The following is a 25439-nucleotide window of genomic DNA, read 5'->3' as shown; positions in this document are numbered from 1 at the left end:
CTCAGCGCCTCGCCAACAGGCCTTGCGGCCGGACTGCCAGTACCAGCACCATGATCAGGAAGGTCACGACGATGGCGTAGGTCGGGATGTAGACCGAACCGAGCTGTTCGGCGAGGCCGATGATCAGCGCGCCGAGCGCGGCACCGGGGATCGAGCCCATGCCGCCGACGATGACGACGACGAGCGAGGCAAGCAGGAAGCGGATGTCTTCGCCAGGCGAGAGAGACTGGAAGGTGCCGCCGACGACGCCGGCGATGCCGGCAAGCCCGGCACCGAGCGCAAAGACCAGCACGAAGACGAGCTGGATCCGCACTCCGGTCGCGGCCAGGATGTCGCGATCGTCGACACCGGCGCGGATGATCATGCCGATGCGTGTGCGGTTGAGCGCCAGCCACATCGCCAGGCCGATCACGACGGACGCGGCGAAGATCACCAGCCGGACCAGGGGATAGCGGAGATAGACCGGTTCGCCCGAGGATTTCACCGCAGTGACCAGCGGCAGCTCGATCGGGCCGATCAGCCAGTTCGGTGTCTGGATCTGATAGAAGTCGCCGCCGCAAGCCCACAGCATGAGATCGGCGAAAACGATCGAGAGACCGATCGTCACCATGGTCTGCCGCAAGTCCTGGCCCTCCATGCGGCGGAAGACGATGAGCTGAAGCAGGACGCCGACCAGCGCCGTCAGGATGAAGGCGACGATGAAGCTGAGGAGCCAGGAGCCGGTCGAGGCGCTGATGGCGTAGCCGACATAGCCGCCGAACAAATACAGCGAGCCGTGCGCGAGGTTGACGTTGCGCATCAGGCCGAAGATCAGGGTGAAACCGCTGGCGACAAGGAAGTAGAGGCCGCCGAGCGTGATGCCGTTGAACACGGCGTTCAGGAAGACCCGCTTGCGGCCGATCGCCTCTTCAAGTCCGGGCGGCCATACCGCCAAGGTCAGCCACAGTGCAAGCGCGATCGCGATGATCACGATCAGGGCCCAGGCTGGATGACGTTCGACGAAGCGCGTCATGTCAACTGCCTCATCCCCGCCTCGCGCCCCCGCAAACGGGAAGAGGGCGCGATCAGGCCGCTTCGACCTCGCCCTGCCTCATGTTTTGAACGCTGGTCGAACAGCCTTGCGTAGGCTGCGTACCTCGCCATGGACGTGCGTCCTCCCGGACTTGCGATCCTCTTTTCGGGATCGCGTTCCGACCATCTTAGCGAGGGCACAAGGGGAGCGTTTGATCGTCAGTATCTTTTCGCGCGCGGTCAGGCCCGCAAAACCTTGGCGGCGCGGCGGTAATCGGTCGGCGCCATCCCGACATTGGCGGTGAAGAAGCGTGTGAAGCCGCTTTGCGAGGAGAAGCCGAGGTCGAAGCCGATGTCGGCGATCGGTGCTTCGCCGGCGACAAGGGCTTCCAGCGCCTGTTCCATGATCAGGGTGTTGAGGTAGAGATGCGGCGTGACGCCGGTCTGGGTGCGGAATAACCGGTAGAAATGCGGTCGCGACAGGCCGGATTCGCGCGCGATCGTGTCGAGCTCCATTTCGGCGCCCGGACTTTCCGACATCAGCTTGATGCATTTGCGCACGCGGAAGTCGGTGACGGCGCCAGCCGTGCGTGCGTCACGGGCGATCTCGGCCTGCTGCCAACTTTCGTCGTAGCAGATGTCGATCAGCCGCCGCAGCTCGGCATCGAGGCTGGAGAGTGACGGTGCGCCGCACACAAGTGCTGCGGTTCGTCTGATGTGCTTGTCGAGTGCGACCGTGCGCTTGAACTGGGTGCGGCCGAAACGCAGGCGGTCGGCACCGGGCGCGTCGGGCGCGAACCATTCCGGATTGACGTAGAGCACGAAGAAGATCGCGCCACCGTCGAGATCGGACGGCAGGAAATTGTGAGGCTCCCAGGGATTGACCGCAACGATGGAGCTTTCCGTAAGGTCGTAGTGCCCGTTACAGACGTCGATGCATGCGGACAGGCCGCCAACATGGAAGATCAGATGACCTTCGCGATGTGCGTGCACGTTGAAGGGGCGGTTCAACTGATAGACCGTCGCCCGACCGAACCGGCCGTGAAAGACGGCAAGCGCCCGGCTCATGCCTTCCCTCCTGAATGTTCTTGTCTTTTCAGTCAGCGTTCAACAACCGGGGCGAGATTGCAAGAGCGCAAGATATCGCGCCTGCAAATCGCTCCCGGTTGCCGGAGAGCATGCGAAACGAGCGACGGTGAATGCGTCAGTACTTCTTACATTCCGGGACCGTACGGCTCGGCAGTCCGATCTTGGCGAACACCGCCGGATCGTAACCGAGCGTCTGGTTCACGTTCGGGATCACCTTCACGACTTTACTGAACAGCGCACCCTTGCCGTCATCGACGACCTCGGTGACGAAGTTGGTGCCGATCGCCTGGCGGTTGGCGTCAAGCTTGATCTTGCCGTTCGGTGCGTCGATCTCGATCTTGGCCAGCGCCTCCTTGTACTTGGCCTGGTTGTTGGAAAGATCGCCATTGACCTCACGGAGCGCGAGGATCAGCGCCATAGTCGAGCCGTAGTAGTTGGTCGCAAGAAGCGACGGGCTCGGGAAGCGCTTGTTGGGTGGAAACGCGTCCTGATACGCCTTCACGAACTTCTGCCAACCCGGATCCTCCCAGGTGTCGGCCTGGCCGCTCGCCGCGATGGTGCCGACCAGCGCGTTCTTTGCGTTGCCTTTCGAGGACAGGATGGTCTGGTCGATCATGATGGAGCCGCCCATCAGATGCGCTTTGCCGCCGGCCTGCTGGTATTGGTTCAGGAAGTTGACGGCATCCGCACCGCCGAGGCCGAGATAGATCGCATCGACATCGTCGGGCAGCGCCGCGATGACGGAGGCAAAATCCTTGGTGCCGAGCGGCACCCATTGCCGGTTGGTGACCTGGCCGCCGGCGCCGCAGAATTCGAGCACGAGGCCGAATACCTGGGTGTAGATGAAAGAATAGTCCTCGCCGACGGTCGCGATCTTGCGATATTTCTTGGTTTCATAGGCGTATTGGCCGAGGCCCACCTGCCACTGCGCGCCGTCCATGTTGTAGCGGAAGAAGTTCGGAGCGGGATCGACATAGGTGGTTTCTTGCGCGCCGGATGCCGCATTGATGAAGGTCAACTCGGGATGGGTCTTGGCGAAGTTCTTGACCGCAATGCCCTCGTCGCCGGAGAGCGGCGACAACAGGATCTGCACCTTATCCTGCTCGATCAGCTTGCGCACGGCGCGCACCGCGGAATCCGGCGTCGCGTCGGTCGAAGCAACGATGAATTCAAGCTCTTTGTCGCCGACCTTCTTGCCAAGCACATTGAGCGCCGTCTGGTGGCCGCGCATGCCGTCCTCGCCGAGCACCGTGTAGGTGCCTTCCAGCGTTGCGGTGACGCCGACCTTGATCTTTTCCTGGGCGATTGCCGCGCCTGAAAGGAAAAGGCTGCTTAGCGCGATCAGTCCCACACTGCATTTCAACATTTCATTCCTCCCTCTATGGCCAAATTTTTCGCTGAATTGGCGCGGCGCCGTGGCTCCCGAAAGGCGCCCGGCTGTTGAACGAAGGCTAACCGAAGTCGGATGCAGTGCACGTATGGGCGCGTCGTGCGGCTTGACGGGCAGTCTCATTTTGAATGTTGCGGCGCAATTGGCTTCGCGGTGCAATAGGCGGCCGGCTTGCCCAATTTGAAGGGCGGTGCGTGAGGGGCACGATCCTCCGCTTGGTCCGTGCATGGAGCCTGACCCAGCACAGGCCTGGTCCGGTTCAAATCCCCAAGGGAGGTGGGGCGGAAACAGCCCCCTGGCGGCTGGATCCAGCTTGAATTTGCCGACAGGGTGCCACGGATCGCGGCCGGCCGGGCCCCGATCCCGCCGCCGCTATTCGACCTAGGGTGAATTTGCCCCGGATTTCCATTACCATCTGGTGGAAATGAATCACCATACGGCCTCTCACGATCCCGTTCTTGTGGCGCTGTCGATCCTGATCGCCGCGCTCGCCTCCTACACAGCGCTCGACCTCGCGACCCGGATGCGTGCCGCGTCTGGGCGGGCTCGTCCGGCTTGGCTTGCAGCCGCGGCCACCGCTATGGGCGGCGGCATTTGGTCCATGCATTTCGTCGGCATGCTGGCCTTCAGGCTGTCCGGGGTCGAGATCTCCTACGATCCATTCCTCACCTTTCTATCGCTTGTCGTCCCCATTGTTGTCGCGGCCGCGGCCTTTGCCGTGGTCGGAAGACGCCCGCAGGCGCTCCTGGTGTCCGGCCTGGCGATGGGGCTTGGCATATCCGGCATGCACTATACGGGCATGAGCGCGATGAGAATGGCGGCATCCGTCGCGTACGATCCTCGGTGGGTCGTGCTCTCGGTCGTGATCGCGATGTGCGCTTCGGTCGTGGCGCTCTGGCTTGCCTTTCGCAAGACGAACGCGACGCAGCGACTTTTCGCAGGACTTGTCATGGGTCTCGCGATCTCCGGCATGCATTACGCAGCTATGGAAGGTGCCTCGTTCGAGCCTGCGAACACCATGGCGGGACACGCTGGACATTTCGTGGGTCGGGCGCCGCTGGCATTTCTGCTCGCCGGCGCCACCATCTTGATCCTGAGCATTGGGATTGCCGCTGCCGTCTATGATCGGGCCTCGGCGGAGCGCGCCGAACGCGAGGCCAGCGCGCTGAGGCGAAGTGAAGAACGCTTTCGGCTCCTGGTGGAGGGCATCGCCGATCACGCCATGTTCATGATCGAGCCGAATGGGTCCGTCGGAAACTGGAATCTCGGGGCGCGCCGGCTGATGGGTTACGGCGACGACATCGTAGGGACCAGCTACGCGATCCTTCATACCGACGAAGACCGCGCTTCCGGGGCGCCAGCACGTGCTCTCCTGGAGGCGGAGCGGTACGGCAAGTCAGCAGTGGAAGCCTGGCGCGTGCGCCGGGATGGCAGCCGCTTCTGGGCAGAGGCAACCCTGGTCGCGGTACGGAACGAAAGCGGCTTGATCACCGGGTTTGCCAAGATCGTGCGCGACATCAGCGAGAGGAGACGGGCACAGGAAGCGCTGGATCGGGCACGCGAAGCGCTGACGCTGTCGCAGAAAATGGAGACCATCGGTCAACTCACCGGCGGCGTGGCCCACGATTTTAACAACCTGCTCGCCGCCGTTCTCGGCAGCCTCGAGCTCCTGAAAAAACGCCTGCAAACAGACGATCCGAAGATACAGCGTCTCGTGGACAACGCGATGCAAGGCGCGCAGCGGGGCGCACTGCTAACCCAGCGCTTGCTCGCCTTCGCTCGCAAACAGGATCTCAAGCCGGCTGTCGTCGATATCGCCGCACTGGTGCGGGGCATGGCGTCACTGCTGAAATTCGAGGCAGGCGTCCGTATCGACACACTCTTTCCGCTGGACCTGCCAAACGTAAAGATTGACGCCAACCAGCTCGAACTGGCCATCCTCAATCTCGCCGTAAACGCGCGTGATGCGATGCCGGCCGGTGGCCTGATAACCATCTCCGCCAGAGACGAGCAACACGAAGCTGGCGCTCCCCGCTACGTGGCGCTCTCGGTGAGCGACACGGGCTGCGGCATGGACGAGGAAACGCTGAAGCACGCTCAGGAGCCGTTCTTTACGACGAAGGGTATCGGCAAAGGCACCGGGCTCGGACTATCGATGGTTCACGGCCTCGCCGAGCAGTCCGGCGGCAGGCTCGTCCTGAAGAGCCGCCTTGGAGTGGGCACGACGGCCGAGATCTGGCTGCCGGTGGCTGAGGAGGAGGCCGCGGTGCCAGCGCCGCGAGCGGAGTCCCCGGCACCCATGCTTCGGGCCGACCACCGGCTTTCCGTGCTTCTGGTCGACGACGACCCTCTCGTGCTGGAGAATACGGCGGCAATGCTGGAGGATCTCGGGCATGCAGTGGTCGAGGCACGCTCGGGCGAAGAGGCATTGGATCTCCTCCGCCGCACGCAGACCATCGAACTCGTCGTCACCGACTATGCGATGCCGGTCATGACCGGCCTGCAGCTTGCTGAAGCCGTGGTCGTGGAGCGTCCCGGTACGGTCATCCTCCTGAGCACCGGATATGCGGAGCTTCCCATCGACGCGCGTTCCAATCTGCGCCGCCTGTCGAAGCCGTTCGATCAGGCTGCCCTTGAGAAGGCTATCGAGGGAGCGATGCGAGAGCGGGAGAGCGCGAGATCTGTCGTCGCCTGACGGTGTCGGGCTGACGGCCGCCGATCGGTGCCGCCAGCACATTTGCCTCCAGCTCCCCGACCAACCAATATGATTGCGTTGAGCCATTAGATCGTGTTTCGACCGGAGAGAATAACGGCGCCTCAGCGACGAGAGATTGCCGCTGTCCCGGTGAAAGCATGCCGGTGCTTGGCAACCGTGTTGCCGATTCGATAAAGGGCTAAATTCAAGTCAGCGTCGCGCGCGGATTCACAACCGTGTACCCCCTCAAAGAACGCGCGTGTATTCTCGTTGCGCGTCCACCTGAGTTGCCGTCGTACGCCATCCAAACGTCGCCCCCGATGTGCTGCTCGAGGACGAAAACGTGCCCGCGTCTTGCCGCGACCATTCCTGGTGCTGGCGACGTACGCGGAAATCTCAGCCAGTTTGCCGCGAGATTCAATTCCGGAACGATGCGACCAAACAGGCGCAGGGCTGCGGCACAACCGCAGAATGAGGAGGGGCAGCCCGCGGGGCGGCCGCCAACGATCCGAGTGCTGACGGGACTATCAGACGCCGCAATATTTGTATTGGCGACGACGGAGAGTTGTTTGGTTCGGTGTATCTGCAATGAGTCTCGCACCTCTCTTCGCTGGTTCGGGATTTGCGCGTAGTTCGAGAAGTCGCATGGCATGGTGACGTTGCATTCAGAGGCGTGCTGCATGCGATAGGGTCGTGCATCGGAATTGAGCGAGGTGATCACAACGAGGCAGCACGCAGAAATAACTTGCTTGAACATCGCAGGCTCCGGGATTGATGGATCCTGCCCCGAGCAACGAGCAACTAACAAAGATTGGCTGAAATGGGTCAAGAGAGCGGCCCAATGCTGGATCAGGGGCCGGCTATACTTCTGGAGTAACTCAAAACGCGTCGTTGAAGAGCGCCTTCTGCCGCAAGTGGGGCCGTGAACGCTGCGCCCGCTTCACGTGTCGATCATGGCCACGTAGTCCACGTGAAGAGTAATTGGTCCCTTCGATCCGTCCAGAATGACGCGGAGGCTCTTCGGATAGTATCCGGCCCCAACCACGGTCCCGGTCTTTCCAGATAAGCGAGGACCGGCTGCCGGCTTTACCTGAATTCGTGAACCCGGCGGAAACTTGACGTTCGTTTGGGCCGACCCTGACATGACGTCCTCGGCAGCAAATGAGCTGATTCTACTCGAAAAATCGCCAGCGCGCGGCACAGCGAACGGGTGGGACAAATTCGCTTCGCGTGCGCTATCAAAAAGAGCTCTCCAGCCACGGTGCTAAAGAGCGGCAAGGCAACCCAGCGCCTAATACTTCCGCGATTCGCAATTGCCCCCGCAAACGAGCTCGCCTTTGGTGCTAAAATACCGGCTCACAGGAGCGCTGATCCGCTTGGATTTTCTCTCTATTTGCGCCACGCCCTTTACTGAACAACGGAAACGCTTCGATGAGAACATCCGTCATCGGAGGTAATCCACGGACATCAATCCGGTTTGCTGCCCGCTACCGGCATTGAACAATTTCGTCGGCGTTGTGCCAGATTCAACATTGATCTTCTCGGCCTCGATTGGCCGCATATCGTTGAATCGTCTTTCAAAACAAGTTTTCCCGCAGATCCGGCGATCAGCGTTGGCGCGTTGTTGTGCAAACTTTCAGCACAATAATCCCTTGGTTACGCCCAATGGAACGGAGATTCCTGCCTCAAACGTAAACATACGTTCACCTCGGTGGGACGCACGATCGGTTGTCGGGCGCTCAGACCTACAGGTCACTGGGGGCTTTCAACACTGACAGGGGAATATCATTGGCAACATTACACTACGCTGCGGGCGGGGGTCTGGACTCGCAAGGTAACTTCGCACCAGCTGAAGCTGGCTTTAATCTCGCAGATGTCCAGTATGTCGACCAGGTGAATGCACTGCCCGACGGTGTGCAGGGTCTGGTCTGGCTCGATCAGTACCACGGCGTGACTCAGGACTTTATCGACCAGGTGACGCCGTTCCTCAACAATCCGAAAGTGTTCGGCTTCTACCTTGTGGATGAGCCTGATCTGACCGGTCAGTGGGGACCGCAAGCCGACCCCGCGGATCTGAAGGCTGAATCCGACTGGATTCATCAGCACGATCCCGGGGCCAAGACGTTCACCGTCCTGATGAACACTGGATCATCGGACGATCCGAACTACATGAACAGCTACAACCAGGCGAACACCCACATCGACTACTTCGGTCTCGATTGGTATCCGGTGTGGACGGACCGTCCGAACGTCGACCTCAGCACGATCGACAAGTACGTCTCTGCCGCTGAGCAAGCCGGAATCCCGCTCGACTCCATCGTTCCGGTTTATCAGGCGTTCGGCGGTGGCGGCTGGTCCACCGAAACCGGCAGCAAGGTCGCTGTGCCGACTGCCGCGCAAGAGCAGGCAATGATCGATCATTGGGCGGACCTCGTTCCCAATCCGGCCTTTGACTATGCTTACGCGTGGGGATCGCAGAATGGCGACACTGCGCTCGAGAATTTGCCGGCACTGCAGCAGGTGTTCCTTGCGCACAATACGAGCCATGGCACGGGGGGCGCGACCGCTCCGCCTGTTACCGATCCGGTGACCGACACGCCGCCGCCGGTGGACGCTGGCGGTAGCACCGGCACGGACGGCAGCACGCCGCCGGTTGACAACGCTGGCGGTAGCACCGGCACGGACGGCAGCACGCCGCCGGTTGACAACGCTGGCGGTAGCACCGGCACGGGCGGCAACACGCCGCCGGTTGCGGACGGTGGCGGTAGCACCGGCACGGACGGCTCCACGCCGCCGGTTGCCGATGCTGGCGGTAGCACCGGAGGCACCCCTCCCGTCTCGGGCTCGGACGGAACGACTGATCCGTCAACCGGCGGTTCGACGGATACTGGCGGCTGGGGTGGTCATCACCACGGCGGCGGCGGCGGCTGGTGGGGCGGTTCGTCCTGGCAGGCGGGCAACGGCGGTGGCGGGCACAACCACAACGGTGGTGGGCTCGATTTCTCGCAGTGGCTCAATAATGCCAGCACGTCGTCCGCATCCGGAGATCATTCCTGGTGGCGGGGTCACACTGCGACGTCGAACACGACTGCGGATGCCGGTTCGGGGCAGACGGATACGACGGACACGGGCTCGTTCGTAGCGCATCTGGCTGATCTGATGTCTCACCACAACGATCATCACGGGTGGCACTCGTAAGCTCGTAGGTCGTCTACATCGACAAGGACATGCGCGCGGTGCGCTGCGCGCATGTCCACTCTGGGGAGTTCCTCGCGACCACCGGGGCGGTCGAGAGGCGGGGTACCATTCCGCGCACGGCGGAATGTTGAAATGCGGGCGTCTTGACGCTCGATCGCATGCAATTTTTCAACCGTTTACCGCCGCCCGGCCAAGGGCGGCCCGGATATGCACATGCACGCTTCGGCAAAACAGTCTGCGCTCGCGGATGTCTTCCGTCGGATACGTCCCGGCCTGCTCGCGGCGGGTGGACTATCCATCTTCATCAATCTGCTGGTGTTCGTGTCGCCGATCTACACCATGCAGATCTACGATCGGGTGCTCACGAGCCGAAACGGGATGACGCTGCTGCTGCTCTCGCTCATCGCGCTCGTGCTCTTCATCAGCTACGCGACGCTCGAGCATTTTCGCAGCCGGGTTCTCGTGCAGACCGGATTGCGCTTCGACCGGTTCGTCTCGGGCGAGACGTTCGAAACCGCGCTCGGGCAGGCGCTGAGCACGAGCAGCTCGCATCATGTTCAGCTGCTGCGCGATGTCGACACCTTGCGCGAGGTGCTGTCGGGGGGCGTCATCACGTCGCTGATGGATGTGCCGTGGACGCCGATCTTCCTCGCGATGTGTTTCCTGCTCCATCCGCTGATCGGCCTGGTCGCCCTGATCGGCGCGATCATCATCCTGACGCTCGCCTTCCTTAACGAGCGGGTTACGAAGGCGCCGCTGAATGCGGCCGCATCGAAGAACCTTCACGCACTGGACCGGTTGACGTCCTCGCTGCGCAACGCAGAAGCGATCCGCGCGCTTGGAATGGGACCCGCGGTCCGCGCCGCCTGGGCGGTAACTCATGGTCAGGCGTTGCTGGAAAGCGCTACGGCCGGAGAGCGGGGCGGGACCTTGCTCGCCATCTCCAAATTCCTGCGCATGGCGATTCAGGTCGCCATCATGGGAGTGGGCGCGTATCTCGCGATCCAGCAGGAGATTTCCGGGGGCGTTCTGTTCGCGGCTTCGCTGATCATGGGACGCGCGCTCGCGCCCGTCGAGGCTGCAGTGTCGCAATGGAAGGCGCTGGTTGCCGCGCGCACATCATATGCCCGGCTGGATCGCGCGCTTGCGAACCGCGCGACTGAGCGACAGCCGACACGGCTGCCGGCCCTGGTCGGCGAAATCTCCGTCGAGGCGGCGACGGTGCTCGTCCCCGGATCGCAACTGCCGGCCATCGCCGACGTCTCGTTCCGGCTGGCCCCTGGCGAAGTCGTCGCCGTGGTCGGCCAGTCCGGCTCCGGAAAATCGTCGTTGGCGCGGGCCCTGGTCGGCGCCTGGCCGCTGGTGCACGGCTGCGTGCGCATCGACGGCAACGACGTCAGGCATTTCGATCCCAATTTCCTTGGACAGAACCTCGGCTACCTTCCGCAGGACGTCGAACTGTTCGCCGGTACCGTGCGTGACAACATTGCACGTTTCCGCGACGACGCCTCCGACGAGGCGGTCGTCGAGGCAGCGCAGCTGGCGTCGGCGCACATGATGATCCAGCGTCTTCCCAAGGGCTATGACACCGTCATCGGGGATAACGGCGCAGGTCTTTCGGGCGGTCAGCGGCAGCGCATCGGGCTCGCGCGCGCACTGTTCGGCAAGCCGGTGCTGGTGGTGCTCGACGAGCCGAACGCAAATCTCGATGGCGACGGCGATCGCGCGCTCGCCGATGCGATCCAGCGGCTGAGGCAGAGCAAGGTGACCATCGTGATCATCAATCACCGCCCGAACCTGCTCGCTGCGGTCGACAAGATCGTGTTCATGCACGAGGGACGGCTTGGGCAAATCGGCACGCGCGAGGAAATGCTGCCTGCACTGCTCGGCAAGACGGTTGCGCCGATGCGGCGCGACGTGCGCGAGCCCGCCGAACATCATCGCGCCGATCGTCATCACCATGCTGACGGCAACCATCGAACCGATGGCGCTCACCGTCCGGCACAGCTTTCAAATCAAGTGCGTCAGGCGCACGCGACGAGGCAATAATGGATAATCTATTGCGGCGGGGACCGGACGCTCTTCACGACGAACTGGCGGAGCTTTTGAAGCAGTTCAACAAAGCAGATAAAGTGGCGCAGGAGCCGCGACCTCCGAGCAAACTCCTTGCGAAGACGGAGACCATGACAAGGTCGCTGGTCGATCTTGCCAAGCTGGTAGATCTTGCCAAGCTGGTCGATCTTGCCAAGGCGAAACTGCCGACCTTGTGGCCCCGGGGGGCAATGGGCAACGATGAGGATCCGTCGGGCGATTGGCAGACCCCCGCGCGGCGAGGCTTCCTGGTCGTCTTCCTGACCTTCGGCGTATTTGGCGGCTGGACCGCCCTCGCATCGATCGACGGTGCCGTGGTGGCCCCCGGCTCCGTCGTTGTCGAGAGCGACCGTAAGGTGGTGCAGCATCTCGAGGGTGGCATCGTCCAGAACCTGTTGGTCACAGGCGATTCTCATGTCGCGGAAGGTCAGGTCCTGTTGCGGCTCGATCCGACCCAGGAGCGGGCCAAGGAAGAGATCGCACGCTCGGCGGTGTACTCGGCGGTTGCCGAGGAGGCGCGCCTACAGGCGGAATCCGAAGGCAAGGACAGCATCACGTTTCCGACCGAGCTGCTCCAGAAGACGTCCGATCCGAACGCGATACGCGCAATGGGTGATCAGAAGCGGCGCTTCGATGAACGTCGCGCTGCACGAAAGATCGAGATCTCGATCCTCGAGGAACGTATCGCGCAGGCGCAGCGGCAGATCCAGGGGAATACCGCGCAGAACAAGGGCGCGCGCGCGCAGTTCGACAGTGTCAGTCAGGAATACACCAAGCTCAAGCCGCTCGTTGATCAGGGCATCGTACCGTTCGCGCGCGTCGCCACGCTGGAGCGCTCCAGAGCCGATCTCGAGGGCAAGATCGGCGCATATGAAGCGGATATCGCTCGCTATGGCCGCATCATCGACGAGTCGCGGCTCCAGATCGATCAGGTCGGGCAGAAGGTGCTGGAGGAAGCGACCGGGAAGCTCACCGACACGCGCGCCCAGCTTGCTGATGCGCGTGAGAAGCTGCGCGTCGCGGTCGATGTTCTGGCGCGGATGGAAGTACGCGCACCGCGATCGGGGCGGATCGTGAACCTCAAGCTTCACACGATCGGTGCCGTGATCAAGGCGGGCGACGTGCTGATGGAGATCGTGCCGGACAACGACGTTCTCGTGGTGGCCGCAAGGGTGTCGGCACTTGATATCAACCACGTCCAGCTCGGCCTTCCGACCGAGGTGCGGCTTCCCTCGTTCAAGGCGCGCTCCACCCCGATCGCTGTCGGCGAGGTTCTTTCGATCTCGGCCGACGCCACGCGCGACGATGTCACCCATCAGCCCTATTACGAGGTGAAAGTCTCGGTCCAGGTGACGCAATTCCCCGACAAAGTCCGCGAGAAGCTCAAGCCGGGCATGATGGCCGACGTCCTGATCGCAACCGGAGAACGCACAATTCTTGCTTATCTGACCCAGCCGATCACGGACGCGATCCGGCGCGGGATGCGGGAGAGCTGAGAACGTGTAGGCTGTGGCTGGTCGGCCCGTGCGAGGGCCGCTGGGTTCAGGGTGCTACGCTGCAATGCCAACGATCATTGTGGAGGAAGTGCTCGAATCCGGCTATCCCTTCGCGTACGCCATGACGACGCGACCGGCGCCCGCGTAGTCCAAGACCACGCTGACATTCTCGTAAGCGTCGTTGCGTTCGAGCAGGGTTGCCACCTGTCGATCCTGGTCGCGACCCACCTCGAACAACAGCAGTCCTCCCGGCCGCAAGTAGCGAGGTGCGTCTTTTGTAACGCGCATATGGATGCTCAGTCCGTAGGGCCCGGCGGCGAATGCCTCGCGCGGCTCGTTCATGAGTAGAGAGGCGCGATCGCCTTTGAGCCGGGATTCCGAGATATAGGGTGGGTTGCAGACGATCATATCGATGGTTTGCTCGAGTTGCAGGCCTGCGAGAGCTTCGAACAGATCGCCCTGGAGCACGGTGATGCGGGTCTCGGCGCCCTGGCTCGCGGCATTGCGTCGCGCGAGCTCGACACATCCGTCAGTCAGATCGCTCGCCCAGACGCGAGCGTCGGGAATATTGAGCGCGATCGCGCATGCAAGATTGCCGGCGCCGCAGCACATGTCGACGATCCGCGGCGAGGGGAGGTGTGCTCGGCGCAGTGCTTCAACCGCGGTCCTGCCAAGTAACTCCGTCTCCGGCCGAGGCACCAGCGCGCCGGGAGCAACCTGCAGTTCGATTCCCATGAACTGGGTACGTCCTCGCTCGTAAGCCTCGGCTACATTGATCGTCTCGCTCATCGCATTCACACCTCACGCGTGACGTCCTCCCTGTCAGCCGTTCAGCCCGACTTGCGGCTATTCAGCTGGGCGGCCAGGTGCAGACCTTTGCAAATCGCCGGCGAACGGCGTCCAGACCTGTCAGTTCAAATGTTTCCTCGTAGGGCGCAGCCGTTCCAGCATACACTTTCGTCAGAAGCCGGCCCACCCCTGGCATGGAGTTGATGAAGCGAACGGCGTCGCCCGGAAAGGTGAGACTTCGTCCGCCATCAGCAACCCTCCAGCGTTGATCGACAGGCGGTTGATCATTGATCTGGAATACGACCCTTATGTCGGTGCCTGGAGTTTTGGTCCAGGAACTCGCGGCGGAGAGCAAGACCTCGGTCCGATTGGCGCGACAATGAATGGCGAGCGACGAGGGCCCATCCTTCGCGCCGGCTCGCGCGGTGGTCCGGGCGGAGATCTGCGGCTTGTGGTCCACCGGTGATGTCGTTTCGCTCAAGATCCAGTTGGGACTTTGCGGCGGAGCTTGGAAGGACTGCTCAGGTGCTTCCCCAATCTGCTCGTCGACGCAAGTCATGTGCTCCATTCCCTGAAACTGCGTACATGCCCTCGAACGATCTGGCGTGTTGCCGGCTTGCGTGCAGCTTAGATGACCGGTACCCACGAGCAAGACGGCCGCAAGGGTACCGGTTCGCTTCATCGCGATAGTCCGACTGTCGCGCTGGGCGAGCGATCGAGCCATTCCTGCGCCGGACCAAACCGGGCAAGAGTGGGGACGCTGGCGCGGAGATTCACGTCCTTCCATTTTGTATCGAAGCCAGCGGATTGCAGCCGGTCGAGCCGTCCGAACAGGTGGTCAACAAAGCGCACCATGCGCCGATAGCGATCGGTCTGCGGCTGCCAGTTGTAGGCCGCAAGAATCGTCGGGACGGCAATGGTCGCGACCCGCTTGTCCGCCGGCACGAGGTTTGGATAGTCCTTTGAATCGAGGGACGACGGAAGATAATAGTCTTCAAATCTGGGGTCGTATTCGATCGGCAGGAACTTGAAGCCATCATCCCAACGTCCTTTCAAGAAGGCGTCGACCGGCTTTGATGTGATGAAGACGACCGCTGCGATTTCGCCGCTCTTCATCTGCTGCAATGCGACCTGGTGGGGAATGAACATTTTTTCGACGTTCAGTCCCAGCCGACTGAAGATCAGCGGACCAGAATATGCGGCTGCCGTACCCTGGGTGTTGAAATTGACCTTCTTTCCCTTGAGGTCGTCGAGCGACTTGATCTCGGGACGCACGAAGACGTGCAGCTCGGCCGGGAAGAGGTTGAGAACATAGACGATGCGCTTTTCGATCGACGGAACCTGCGCCTTGTACTCGTCAAGGGCATCCATGTTGATGATCGCGGCATCAACGCCCTTGAGATAGAGCAGCGAATTGACGTTCTCGGTCGCGCCGGTCGTCACGATCGGAATGACGTGAAGCTTGTCCTCCTCGTTGGCGACGCGTGCGATCTCTGCGGCGAGCCGAAGCGGTGCGCCCTCGATAAGTCCTCCGGCGAGTCCCACCGTCCATGCATTGATACGTTCCTTTGCGGCCGTATCGGCATTCCGCGGCGCGGTCGGCGCCGGCGGGTCGCGCGGCGAGCGAGATTGGGCATTGGCAGCAAGCTGCAGGCCGACCAGTGCCAATGCGACCGTGAACGCGAGCTTACTCAATGACATGGGGCCTCTCCATTCTCTGGTCTGGCTTCCGAGGCTCGCTCCAGCAGCTATTTGAGCCCCTTGATCCGTCCTTCTGCATCTCGAATGCCGCCGGCCTGGGCTCGTTCATACAGCTCGCGCGCCTTCGCGGAATCGCCGGCGACGCCGCGAGCGTCCCAAGATTGCAGTACGTGAGGATCGTAAGTTTCGGCCAGCATAAAGGCTGCTTGCGCGCTGCCATGTCCAAGCACGTATTCCAGCAAGCCGCGGGCACCGTTGATGTCGGACTGCCGCAACAATGCGCTGGCGCGCGCGAGCAGTCGCTCCTCGTTCGCAAGCGGGCGCGGTACTCCGCTCGCGGCGGCCTGTCGCTCCACCGAGGCCATGGCCTTGGAGTCGGCACCGGGCAGGGCAGCCCCCTTTGTGATCTGCGCGCTCGGTTGCGTCGGGGCGGAGGCAGATGGCGCGGGCGGAGGCGAAGCGGCGGGCCGGAGGCTGCTCTGGCTCGGTGCGCGGCCGGTGGGCTCACGCGATGGCGCCGCCACAACCGCGGAGGCATTCCATGCGGCCAGATGATCCCGGACGGATGCGAACGTTGGGAGCGTTGCCGCGCCGCTGCCCGGTTGTTCCTTTTCGCGCTTGGCTGCGGTCTTTGCGGCGGCCTCGGCGGTTCGTGCAGCCTCCGACGTTTCAGCCCGCGCCAGGTCGCGTTGATCCTTCAGCGACGCCGCCTCGCGCGCGAGAGCGTCCGCGCGACCGCGCTGCTGTTCGACCTCGCGTTTCAGTGCCAGTTTTTGCTCGGCGTCTGCAGCTCGGGCGGCAGCCAACTCGGAGCTCGCGGTTTGCGCTGTACGGAGTTCAGCCTGAAGGGGCTGCAGCTGGCGGTCCGCGCTTTCAGCTCGGTCGCGCTGCTTCTCGACCTCTCGTTTCAGTGCCAGTTTTTGCTCGGCGTCTGCAGCTCGGGCCGCAGCCAACTCAGAGCTCGCGGTTTTCGCTGCGCGGAGTTCAGCCTGAAGGGGCTGCAGCTGGCGGTCCGCGTTCTCAGCTCTGTCCCGCTGCTTCTCGACCTCTCGTTTCAGTGCCAGTTTTTGCTCGGCGTCTGCAGCTCGGGCCGCACCCAACTCAGAGCTCGCGGTTTGCGCTGCACGGAGTTCAGCCTGAAGGGACTGCAGCTGACGGTCCGCGCTCTCAGCTCTGTCCCGCTGCTTCTCGAGCTCGCGTGTCAGCGCCAGCTTTTGATCGACATCTGCAGCGCCGCCCCTCGCGGTCTCGGAGGCCGCGTTCCGAAGGGGGCCGAGTTCGCTGATCAGGGCTTCTGTCTTGTCCTGCTCCTGCTTTAGTTCGCGCTCGAGAGCCTGCCTTTGTGCGGCCTCCGCCGCGGCAGACTTCGTGGCTTCGGATGCTGCGTTGCGCGAGGCCTCAAGCTCCGAGCGAAGCGAGGCAAGCTGGAGGGCAAAGCGTTTGGCCCCATTCCGTCGGTCGACCGGACGCTCCTGCTTCGGTTCGGGTTCGGGCGCCTGCATAGCCTTTGAAGCCGCAACCCTTGCGACGTCGAGCTCCGCCTTCAGGAAGGAGATCTCACGTGACAGATGATCGGTCTTTTCCCGCTCCTGTTCGAGCGCCTGCGTTTGCTGAATACCAATCTCCATGGCGCGGACAGTGTGCGTCTGGGTCTGCCGCGCCGCGTCGAGCTCCACTCGAGCCGCAGCCAATTCGCGCGCAAGCTTGTTCGCTCGTTGCCGCTCCTGATCCAGCAACAGGTTCTGGTTGAGCCGCTCCGTCTCGGAAGCTGCTTGAGCCGCATTTGACACCGGGGGCGGCGTAGACGTCATGTCCTGCGCAGGGGCATCGGCAGCCGCGCGGGGCTGCTCGGTCGCGGTCTTCGCTCCGCGCGGTCCGGTCGCGGCGGGCCTGCTTCCAGCGGGCTGTGTCGCGGCGGGTCGCGCCTCGTCCGCGCGTTGGACGAGCTTCAGCCTTTGTTTAATCCCATCGATCTGCTCTGGTCCGCGCGTACATCTGCACAGATCGAGCATCGCCGGTGTGATGTAGGAGGCACCCCGGTCGCCAACGTCCTGGGATTTGGCATCGGCAGTTCCTGTCAGAACCGGCAGAAAGCAGGTGATCAGAACCACCATGAGCCGGCCGGCTCTGTCGCATGCGCGCGAGCCGTCAGCGATGTCGAACAATCCGAGTTCGCGGAACGCAAATTGCCGGTGCCTGGGCCGGCGCGCAGCTTTGCTCAGCGCGACGGCTGTTCCTTTCGACAAGTCGAATCCGTGTACCCCCATTGCGACGCCCAACTGCTTGGTAGGGACCATGATGCTTGGTAGCTTGGTAGGGATCATCTTGGTAGGGATCATGATGCTTGGTAGCGATCATGGCATGTCGTTTATGACGGCGCTTTCATCGACGCGATGTCGATGTCGCAGTTGCGGTAGCCAAAACGGAGTAGTGCGCCGACAATGGGAATTAAGTAGATCGGGCGGAGCTTTGGCCAAAGCTGCTTGCCCCCACGGTTGCGCTTAAATAGCTTGCGACGTGCACGCTTCGTCACACACGCAGGAAGCACAGTCATGAGCAGATCATTTGCCATTTTTGCCGGCGTGGCGGCTGTCGGACTGGTTCTCATTAGCGGCATCGAAACCCGCGGTTCTGCGCAAACCACCCTCTCCACCAAGAATCCCGGCACTGCCGCCAGGAACGCAAATGCCAAGATGGGTGTTGCGACACCTCGGAAGCAGCCGCCGCATCGACTTGTCATCCATGTCGACGTCAACGATCCGGCCGTCATGAATCTCGCTCTCAACAACGTCAGCAACGTCGTTCAGCACTACGGCGACCTCAGTCAAAAGGTCGAAGTCGAAGTCGTCGCTTACGGGCCAGGACTGCACATGCTGCGAGACGATACCTCGCCCGTGAAGGGGCGCATCAAAATGATGACCGAAACAACGCCCGAGCTTACGTTCTCGGCCTGCGGAAATACACGAGAGAACATGACCAAGAATGAGGGCAAAGAAGTGCCTCTCATCACGCAGGCGAAGGTCACCAAATCCGGGGTTGTTCGCCTGATGGAGCTTCAGGAGCAGGGCTGGAGCTACCTGCGGCCCTGATGATCGTACGCGGCACCCCCAAGCGCGAGACGGCGGGTTCGAGCCAGGTTTGAGCCGAACCCGCGTGATCTCCCCGTGCTGTCCTGTGGTGGGCAGGACCGACCCCTCAAAAAGCATTGTGTTGTGGATCAGGAGCAGGACGCCCCGATCGCGCGCTCGATGACGGGGCGATTGATCGAGAGGTGGGGCTCGACCACCAGATCAAGATGTCCCCCGGCGATCGGAATCACGTCCAGTTCTTCAAACAGGGAGTCCCATCCGAGGCGCGGCGTCACGCCAGGCCGATGGCAGGCAAAGACAGTTCCCTTGATGGCCAGACGAGGCTTGGCATCCTCGACCCAGCGTCCGAACGCGCGCATCCGGAGAATCTCCTCGAGCTCGAGCCTGAGCATGAAGCGCGTGTTTGCCAGGCGGGGCCATGTAATGGTGTCGATGAGCCTGCAGAATCGAGCCTCCTGGCCCAAGCGAGCGGCGAACTTCGCCACCGAGCGACAGAACATGCGGTAGATCGTCACTCGATGGGATCGAATCCGCTGTAGCGTGCGAGAGAGGGCTTCTCGGTGATTTGCTCTGCGAGGGCCGACATTGGTGTCGAGGATGCCCAGGAATTTGACGGCACGACCTTGTTCGATCAACCGGCTTGCGACTTCGAAGGCGACGCCGCCGCCCAGGGAATAGCCGATCATTCGGACGTCGCCGCGTGGTTGGGCTGCATTGATCTGCTCGACGGCCATCGCGGCCATCTCCTGCACGGAATCGCGTCCCGCGAGGCTCCAGCTCAGATCTGGATAGCGAATCGGAATCACCCGCGCCACCTTGCCGAGCTGAGCGCCAAATGCGGCCATGCTCGGGCCATAGCCCATGGAGCCGGGCAGTATGACAAGACCTGGGAGAATCTGGTCGTTGAGACGCTGCCGCACCGGTGGCTCCACCGTCGCGATAGCCCGGATCATGTCTTCGGCGCTCATATCGACCGTGAACGCTTCCATGCTGACTTCGCGGCCGATGAGGTCTTCGATATCCATGACGCAGCGCAGGAGCTTTAGGGAATCGCCGCCGGCCTCATCCCAGCGTCCGGCAGCTTCCGGCACGCCGAGGATACTGGTCCACACCTGCTGCACGATCCTGTTGGCCTCGGCCATTCCTTGCATCGTCGGCACAGGCGCGGGCGAGGTCGTTTTGCTCTCGAGATCGAGCAGTTTCAGCTTGGCGTGATCGATCTTACCTCCTGGAAGGCGCGGCATCTCCTGTATCTCGTGCAGCCTGGTCGGATGCAAAGCCGCAGGAACAGCCTGCCGGATGCTGTTGCGAACGTCGGTCCTGAAGTGCGCTTTTGGCGGATCGGCCGGCGATGCAAACAGGACCAGCTCGTTCGCGTCCGTCACGACGGCGACAGCGTCCTTCACATAGGTGAGCTTGCGCAACGCACTCTCGAGCTCGGCCGGCTCAACGCGCTGGCCATTGATCTTGAGCTGGCGTCCCTTCCGTCCAACGATCCGCATCAGTCCGTGCGTATCCACGATGACGAGGTCGCCGGTCTGATAGATGCGAGACTTTGGGTCATCCGGGGAGGGCGATGCCGGAGAAAGCCGTCCGTCTTCCCAGTATCCGAGCATGACGTACCTGCTCTTGATTACCAGTTCGCCGACTTCACCCTGCTGGGCGGGCTTCCCACTTTCGTCGACCACGGCGTACGATATGCCGGGAAGCAGGTAGCCAACAGGAACGCTGACGCCGTCCTCTCGCCATTGCTTGGGAAGAAACCACTGGGTGCCGGTGGTTTCCGTCGACAGATAGCTGACCTGGATGAAGCAACCCGGTGGTATCGCTCGCCGAACGAGCGCGATATCGGTCCACAGGACCTTCTCCCCGCCGATGCGGATCATGCGAAGCGAGTCGAGATCGCCTGGCCGGCTTGCGTTGATCAGTGCGCGCACCAGGGCTGGTACAACGTATGTAATCGTCACCTGTTGCGTGGTGATCTGGCGAAGAACGCTGCGCAATCCGAGCGCCTCGACGTCGACGATGTGCAGTCTTGCCCCCGTCAACAAAGCCGACAGCATCTCCCGGCAACCAGCGATCGTGGTGGGGCCGCTCAGAGGCATGAAGACGTCTGCTGCACCTATGTGGCAGGCGTCCACATATTGCTGGACGCGCTGGAGCAGGTTGCGTTGGCTGTTCACGACCCCCTTCGGAGCTCCGGTGCTGCCGGAGGTATAGAGCACTACGGCAGGCGCATCGACCGAAACCTTGGGGAGTGTTGAAGTTGCTGCGGAAGGGTCGCTGGCGCCGGCGACGTCGAGCCAGCGCAGGCCGTGCTGTTGGATCCACCCGGCGGAGCTGTCGCCGTCTTGCCCGATCAGCACGGAAATCCGGGCGGCCGCGGCGATAGCCGTGAGCCGCTGAACTGGATCGCGGGGATTGAGTGGGACAAGGACTCGTCCGGCCGCCATGCAGGCCAGCATAGCGATCGGCTGCCAGGCCGAGCTGCGCAATAGCCATCCGACGGCTTCCTGCTCCGGGATCAGCGCGCTGATCGCCTGGGCCAAGGTCAAGACGCGGGACAACAGCTGCGCGTACGTGAAGCTGTGATTGCCGTCGCTGATTGCGACCCTGTCGGCGAACTTCGCCGTCACCGCAATGAGGTGTTCGATGGCGGGAACGCAGGCAAAGCCGGCTTCCAGGGGATCGAATGATCGATCGACCGGACCGTTCAGATCGAGAGGGACTTCCACAGGGCTCAGCCAGCTCAGCGTCGCTGGAGCTTGCTGAACGGTCGAGGGCAGGTGCGCGTCAAGGGCGTCGCATGGATCGCCCGACGGATCGCCAGATATCTGAAGCCGCATCACCGTACCCGTCATTTTGCTGTCCCAACGTATTTAATCAGGCCTGGGCACGCATACTTCAAACGAAGGATGCCGGTTTCGCAGCCACCGTCTGGTCGATCGGCTGGCTGCCATATCGGAAGACCCGGGTGATTAACCCAAGCCGCCTGGGGTCATTGCCGTGGTCTCAGGCCAGATTCAGCGTGGTCGGAAACATTGATTACAGGTTCGATGCTTGTCCACCGTACCGCCGTTGTTTTGAAGCTGCGATAGTAATGCATCAAAGTCGATGTTGATGACGGCTCCAGATCCGAGGGCGCGAGCTCGGACGGTACTCCGTGCGTCAGGACACACCAGAGCTTGACACGAGAATCGAGATCCGACGTCCCGGCAAACCGGGTCAAAGTGCTTCGCACGACGTCGCGGCTCGTGCTTCCGGCGCGGACGGCAAGTAGAACGTGATCCGCCCAGGAGGCGAGGAGGCGCACTTCCGGCGCATCATCCAGCGATGGTGCGTTGATGACGACGAGATCGTAGGTGTTTCTGAAGTGCTCGAACAGCGAGGCGACTTTCGGACCCGCCAACGGCCCCAGGCGACTGCCTTCGGACAATCTTGACGATATGTAGTCGAGTCCAAGCTCCGGGATGTGCTGGACGGCCTTGGCGGCCGCTCCGTCGTGCGCCAACAGCTTGAACAGATCTGCAGCCTCGCCGCCGACGCGCCGGGGCAATTGAGAGAAATCCAGGAACAGAACGCGCTGTCCGAGTTGCGCCGCACAAAAGCCGAAACTCCAGGCGATCGCGCTCTTGCCTTCACCGTGCAAGCTGGATGTCACCAGGATGACATGCGGCGTCTGTGGCGAGACCGGATCGGCGGCCATGAGGGATACGACGGTCGAGCGAACGGCCCTGTTATGCGAGACAGCCGATTGCTCTACGAAGCGCTGCGGCGAGATGCTCAGCTCCGGCGGGATCGAGGGGATCAACCCGACGCACGGGATGTCCAATGCCTCTGCAGCTTCCGCCTCCGTGTGCAGACTTCGATCGAAGTACTTCAGGATGATCGCGACGAGGCATGCCAGGAGAGCGAAGATAATCGTGATCGGTGGAACAAGGAGGAACGGGTTCAACGAGCTCGGAAAGTCGGGTGGCGGGGCGTCCGCGATGACGGTCACGTCTGGCTCGGCGACCACGCCCTTCGTGGTGAGATCCTGTCGCTTTCGTATCAGTGTTTCATATTGCTGCGCCAGCGTGGTGATTTTCCACTCCAGCGCGGCGGCGGCCTGTGCGGCTGCCGGTGATGACGAGGTCTGACCTGAGTGACTGGCGTCCCATTCCGCCTTCGCCGTCGACAATTCGCGCTGAACATTCGCCGATTGTGCTGCGATGGCGTCCAGAGCCTGGAGCTCCACGGCCCGCTTCTGCCGGACTAGCTCGTCAGCGTAGGATCGGGCGACCAGGTTTGCGACGTCTGCGGCCCGTTGTGGATTGGGGTCGCTGGCAATTACGCTGATAACTCTGGACCGGCGCTCCTGGCTGACCTTCAGGCGCCCTTTCAATGCTGCCACCGCCGCGCCGTCGCTCGGTTGGTCTTTCCGGAAGGAGAGGAACCCCTTTATCTTTGACAAGGCAGTGCGGAGCATCGAAGCCGTGCCGTTCTCGTTGGCCGGGTTGTCGAGCATCCTCAGTGCCGGCAGGAGCCGCCGCAGATACGCATCGGATGACATGACCGTTACGTGCGTATCGATCGTCGGGTCGTCCGAACCGCCAGTCGGCGTGGAATTGCCGGGTGCACCGGCATTGTCGGCCGCTCCGCCACTTCGAGCGCTCACGACAAGCTGTGCCGTTGCGAGATAGGTGGGTGACATGAAAATACTACCGAGCACTGCGAGCAGCGCGCCCGCGCCGATCATTTTGACGATGAAGAGCTTGTATCGCCTGATGCTCTCGAAGACATGCTTGAATGCTGCGATGGCGTCATCGGGAGGTGACTCGTCGCCTTTTGACCGGCCCTGGGACAGGACAGTCACCGGCAGAATCCGTTTATTTGTGAACGCTTCCATCGCCTGCTCCTTATTGCGCCGGTTCCATCACGCCTGCTGTTCGCGAAGGCCCGGAGGTAACTGCTGAGTCGAGCCAGGACTGCAGCATCAAGACAGCCCACAGCGGTCGTGAGAAATCGCGGCGACCGCTAAGATGTTGAAGCCAGCACTCCTGCACGCGGGAAACGTCCAGAAGATGCTGGTTGCGAAGGCGCGACTCCGAAAGGAGGTCCGACGCCCACGAACGAAGCGGTCCCTTCAGCCAGGAGCCGATCGGCACGTCAAAGCCCTGTTTCGGTCGCTCGAAGAGGTGGCGCGGCAGGTAACGGCCAAGGACCTGGCGCAGGAGCCATTTTCCCTGGCCATGACGCACCTTCGCCGAATTCGGCAGCGCCCAGCTGAACTCGACAACGCGATGATCCAGAAGCGGGCAGCGAGCCTCCAGGCTCGTGGCCATGCTCGCGCGATCAAGCTTCACGAGAATATCGCTCGGGAGATATCCAAGCATATCCCGAACGATAAAATCAGACAGCAGATCGTTGAGCGGCGGGATCGTGTCCGGCTCCGAGCCTGCCTGGGTCCGCGTCAACTGCAGTTCGGAGAGCCGCGTCGACCGACGGTACATCTCGCCGACGTCGTTGCTGCCGATAAGATCTGCCAGGCGGTTGATCCGGTCGCCGTGTGTCATCCTCTGCAACCAACCTGGAAGACGAAGTGTTTCGACGACGCTTTCGCGCATGCCGCGCCCGAGCAGCGCCACACCGCTCGCGGCCATGGTCCGGATCGATCGGTTGGAGTTCAGCAGAGGCGCTAAACGGGCGGAAAGTACGTGCCTGGAATACCCTCCGAAGCACTCGTCACCTCCGTCGCCCGAAAGCGCAACGGTGACGTCCTGCCGTGCAAGTCGAGATAGAAGCAGTGTCGGGATCTGCGATTCATCGGCAAACGGCTCGTCCCAGATGGTTGGAAGTTCGGGGATGACCGCTCTGGCGTCCGCGGAGGTGAGACGTAGCTCGGTATGGCTGGTGCCGAGGTGCCGCGCCACGGCCGCAGCGTTAGCCGTTTCATCAAAGGCGCGCTCACCGAATCCGATCGTGAAGGTCCGTACCGGGCGCGCCGATTGGGCCTGCATCAGGGCCACGACGGTCGAACTGTCTATTCCGCCCGACAGGAACAGCCCGACCGGAACGTCGGCAACCATTCGGTCGGCGACCGCGGCCTTGAGCAGATCGCAAGCCTGGGAGACGAGTTGCTGGTCATCTGCAGTGGCGAGCGCTGCGCGGCCCGTGTGCGCGACATCGGCCAACGACCACCAGGAGCGCGCGCGTTCTTGTAGAGCTGCGGCATCCCGGCAGACCAAGAGGTCCTCGGCACGGATCGATAGGGCGCCCCCGGGTGGAATCTTGAAGACGCCTCGCCATATGCACTGGTCTTCCGGCAACCATCCGCGCGATAGAAACTCCGCAACCGCGCCCGGGTCGATCTCCTGGTGAAAGTCGGGGAATGCCGCGATGGCCTTCAACTCCGACGCGAACACGACCGCATTTGACGTCCGCGCGACGTAGAGCGGCTTTTTCCCCATTCGATCGCGGGCCAGGTGCAGCGTGCGGTTCCGGCGATCCCACAGGCCGATTGCGAACATACCATTGCAGCGCTGGAGAGCCTTCTCCAGGCCCCATTTCTCGATCAGGGCCAGCAAGACCTCCGTATCACTATTGCCGGTGAAGCGCTTGCCTGCGCCCTCGAGCTCTTGCCGCAATGGCTTGTAGTTGTAGATCTCGCCGTTGAACGTAATGACGAAGCGGCCGTCGCTCGAAAGCATTGGCTGCCGGCCCGCATCGGAGAGATCGATGATGGACAGCCTGCGATGCCCGAACGCAACGCCGGCGTCACGATCGCTCCAGAACCCGTCCGCATCAGGACCGCGGTGGCGCAGGCGAGCCGTCATCGGCCCGATCGCCGCCAGGTCGGCGGATCGAGAAGCATGCGGCGTCTGAAGTATTCCTGTAATTCCACACATTGC

16 protein-coding genes are annotated in these 25439 nt (G+C 62.3%); 5 read left to right on the top strand and 11 right to left on the bottom strand.

The features are described 5' to 3' along the window. Position 1 precedes the first annotated feature (1 nt). From AB7531_RS30015 to AB7531_RS30005, 3 genes are all read right to left on the bottom strand, one after another. Positions 2-1012 carry a branched-chain amino acid ABC transporter permease gene (locus tag AB7531_RS30015; protein ID WP_063984340.1) on the bottom strand — a complete coding sequence of 337 codons (1011 nt, stop codon included), beginning with the start codon at positions 1010-1012 and terminating at the stop codon, positions 2-4. A gap of 239 nt (positions 1013-1251) precedes the next feature. Next, positions 1252-2079, bottom strand: coding sequence for a helix-turn-helix domain-containing protein (locus AB7531_RS30010; protein ID WP_014496419.1), 828 nt, complete (start codon positions 2077-2079; stop codon positions 1252-1254). Positions 2080-2215: 136 nt separating this feature from the next. Then, positions 2216-3466 (bottom strand): ABC transporter substrate-binding protein, encoded by a 1251-nt coding sequence (locus tag AB7531_RS30005; protein WP_063984339.1) that lies wholly within the window; start codon positions 3464-3466, stop codon positions 2216-2218. A 448-nt stretch (positions 3467-3914) separates the two neighbouring features. Here AB7531_RS30005 and AB7531_RS30000 point away from each other — a divergent pair, with 448 nt between their 5' ends. After that, positions 3915-6185 carry an MHYT domain-containing protein gene (locus tag AB7531_RS30000; protein ID WP_063984338.1) on the top strand — a complete coding sequence of 757 codons (2271 nt, stop codon included), beginning with the start codon at positions 3915-3917 and terminating at the stop codon, positions 6183-6185. A gap of 205 nt (positions 6186-6390) precedes the next feature. On the opposite strand, the gene AB7531_RS29995 is transcribed toward AB7531_RS30000, so the two are convergent. Then, positions 6391-6942 carry a hypothetical protein gene (locus AB7531_RS29995; protein ID WP_063984337.1) on the bottom strand — a complete coding sequence of 184 codons (552 nt, stop codon included), beginning with the start codon at positions 6940-6942 and terminating at the stop codon, positions 6391-6393. Between the two features lie 1031 nt (positions 6943-7973). Here AB7531_RS29995 and AB7531_RS29990 point away from each other — a divergent pair. The 3 genes from AB7531_RS29990 to AB7531_RS29980 all read left to right on the top strand — a co-directional run bounded on the left by AB7531_RS29990 (position 7974) and on the right by AB7531_RS29980 (position 12970). Further along, positions 7974-9383 carry a calcium-binding protein gene (locus AB7531_RS29990; RefSeq protein WP_187387759.1) on the top strand — a complete coding sequence of 470 codons (1410 nt, stop codon included), beginning with the start codon at positions 7974-7976 and terminating at the stop codon, positions 9381-9383. Positions 9384-9590: 207 nt separating this feature from the next. After that, a complete protein-coding gene (locus AB7531_RS29985) occupies positions 9591-11432 on the top strand; it encodes a type I secretion system permease/ATPase (RefSeq protein ID WP_063984335.1) in 1842 nt (613 codons plus the stop codon). Between the two features lie 134 nt (positions 11433-11566). After that, the gene (locus AB7531_RS29980; RefSeq protein ID WP_231144505.1) at positions 11567-12970 is read left to right on the top strand and encodes an HlyD family type I secretion periplasmic adaptor subunit; all 1404 of its coding nucleotides are present in this window, start codon (positions 11567-11569) and stop codon (positions 12968-12970) included. Between the two features lie 102 nt (positions 12971-13072). Here AB7531_RS29980 and AB7531_RS29975 read toward each other — a convergent pair whose 3' ends face one another. The 4 genes from AB7531_RS29975 to AB7531_RS29960 all read right to left on the bottom strand — a co-directional run bounded on the left by AB7531_RS29975 (position 13073) and on the right by AB7531_RS29960 (position 17799). Next, positions 13073-13759, bottom strand: a complete 687-nt coding sequence (locus AB7531_RS29975; protein WP_063984334.1) for a N5-glutamine methyltransferase family protein — start codon at positions 13757-13759, stop codon at positions 13073-13075. A gap of 61 nt (positions 13760-13820) precedes the next feature. Then, on the bottom strand, positions 13821-14318 hold the full coding sequence (locus tag AB7531_RS29970; RefSeq protein WP_187387758.1) for a hypothetical protein: 498 nt from the start codon (positions 14316-14318) through the stop codon (positions 13821-13823). 119 nt (positions 14319-14437) lie between these two features. Next, a complete protein-coding gene (locus AB7531_RS29965) occupies positions 14438-15460 on the bottom strand; it encodes a TAXI family TRAP transporter solute-binding subunit (RefSeq protein WP_063984332.1) in 1023 nt (340 codons plus the stop codon). Between the two features lie 47 nt (positions 15461-15507). Beyond that, entirely contained in the window at positions 15508-17799 is a 2292-nt protein-coding gene (locus tag AB7531_RS29960) for a hypothetical protein (RefSeq protein WP_441280209.1), read from the bottom strand. Between the two features lie 213 nt (positions 17800-18012). Between AB7531_RS29960 and AB7531_RS29955 the strand changes: the two genes are divergently transcribed. Beyond that, on the top strand, positions 18013-18549 hold the full coding sequence (locus AB7531_RS29955) for a DsrE family protein (RefSeq protein WP_063984330.1): 537 nt from the start codon (positions 18013-18015) through the stop codon (positions 18547-18549). A gap of 128 nt (positions 18550-18677) precedes the next feature. Here the strand turns inward: AB7531_RS29955 and AB7531_RS29950 are convergent, their stop codons facing one another. The 3 genes from AB7531_RS29950 to asnB form a co-directional block, all read right to left on the bottom strand. Continuing rightward, on the bottom strand, positions 18678-21410 hold the full coding sequence (locus AB7531_RS29950) for a non-ribosomal peptide synthetase (RefSeq protein ID WP_063984329.1): 2733 nt from the start codon (positions 21408-21410) through the stop codon (positions 18678-18680). 137 nt (positions 21411-21547) lie between these two features. Then, entirely contained in the window at positions 21548-23437 is a 1890-nt protein-coding gene (locus tag AB7531_RS29945; RefSeq protein ID WP_063984328.1) for a hypothetical protein, read from the bottom strand. A gap of 10 nt (positions 23438-23447) precedes the next feature. Further along, on the bottom strand, positions 23448-25436 hold the full coding sequence (asnB, locus tag AB7531_RS29940) for an asparagine synthase (glutamine-hydrolyzing) (protein ID WP_063984327.1): 1989 nt from the start codon (positions 25434-25436) through the stop codon (positions 23448-23450). Positions 25437-25439 lie beyond the last annotated feature (3 nt).

The sequence above is a fragment of the Bradyrhizobium sp. 63_E2_N1_3 genome, from assembly GCF_052076005.1.
Taxonomy (GTDB): Bacteria; Pseudomonadota; Alphaproteobacteria; order Rhizobiales; family Xanthobacteraceae; genus Bradyrhizobium; species Bradyrhizobium barranii.
The sequence above is the reverse complement of the archived record's forward strand: the minus strand, read 5'-3'. Positions and strand labels throughout refer to the sequence as shown.

Excerpts from the sequence above, each read along its gene's own strand:
- AB7531_RS29955 (WP_063984330.1), top strand. The coding sequence starts at position 18,013 with ATGAGCAGATCATTTGCCATTTTTGCCGGCGTGGCGGCTGTCGGACTG.
- AB7531_RS29970 (WP_187387758.1), bottom strand. The coding sequence starts at position 14,318 with ATGACTTGCGTCGACGAGCAGATTGGGGAAGCACCTGAGCAGTCCTTC.
- AB7531_RS29965 (WP_063984332.1), bottom strand. The coding sequence starts at position 15,460 with ATGTCATTGAGTAAGCTCGCGTTCACGGTCGCATTGGCACTGGTCGGC.
- AB7531_RS29945 (WP_063984328.1), bottom strand. The coding sequence starts at position 23,437 with ATGGAAGCGTTCACAAATAAACGGATTCTGCCGGTGACTGTCCTGTCC.
- AB7531_RS30005 (WP_063984339.1), bottom strand. The coding sequence starts at position 3,466 with ATGTTGAAATGCAGTGTGGGACTGATCGCGCTAAGCAGCCTTTTCCTT.
- AB7531_RS30015 (WP_063984340.1), bottom strand. The coding sequence starts at position 1,012 with ATGACGCGCTTCGTCGAACGTCATCCAGCCTGGGCCCTGATCGTGATC.
- AB7531_RS30000 (WP_063984338.1), top strand. The coding sequence starts at position 3,915 with ATGAATCACCATACGGCCTCTCACGATCCCGTTCTTGTGGCGCTGTCG.
- AB7531_RS29995 (WP_063984337.1), bottom strand. The coding sequence starts at position 6,942 with ATGTTCAAGCAAGTTATTTCTGCGTGCTGCCTCGTTGTGATCACCTCG.
- AB7531_RS29960 (WP_441280209.1), bottom strand. The coding sequence starts at position 17,799 with ATGATCCCTACCAAGATGATCCCTACCAAGCTACCAAGCATCATGGTC.
- AB7531_RS30010 (WP_014496419.1), bottom strand. The coding sequence starts at position 2,079 with ATGAGCCGGGCGCTTGCCGTCTTTCACGGCCGGTTCGGTCGGGCGACG.
- AB7531_RS29950 (WP_063984329.1), bottom strand. The coding sequence starts at position 21,410 with ATGACGGGTACGGTGATGCGGCTTCAGATATCTGGCGATCCGTCGGGC.
- AB7531_RS29985 (WP_063984335.1), top strand. The coding sequence starts at position 9,591 with ATGCACATGCACGCTTCGGCAAAACAGTCTGCGCTCGCGGATGTCTTC.
- asnB (WP_063984327.1), bottom strand. The coding sequence starts at position 25,436 with ATGTGTGGAATTACAGGAATACTTCAGACGCCGCATGCTTCTCGATCC.
- AB7531_RS29975 (WP_063984334.1), bottom strand. The coding sequence starts at position 13,759 with ATGAGCGAGACGATCAATGTAGCCGAGGCTTACGAGCGAGGACGTACC.
- AB7531_RS29980 (WP_231144505.1), top strand. The coding sequence starts at position 11,567 with ATGACAAGGTCGCTGGTCGATCTTGCCAAGCTGGTAGATCTTGCCAAG.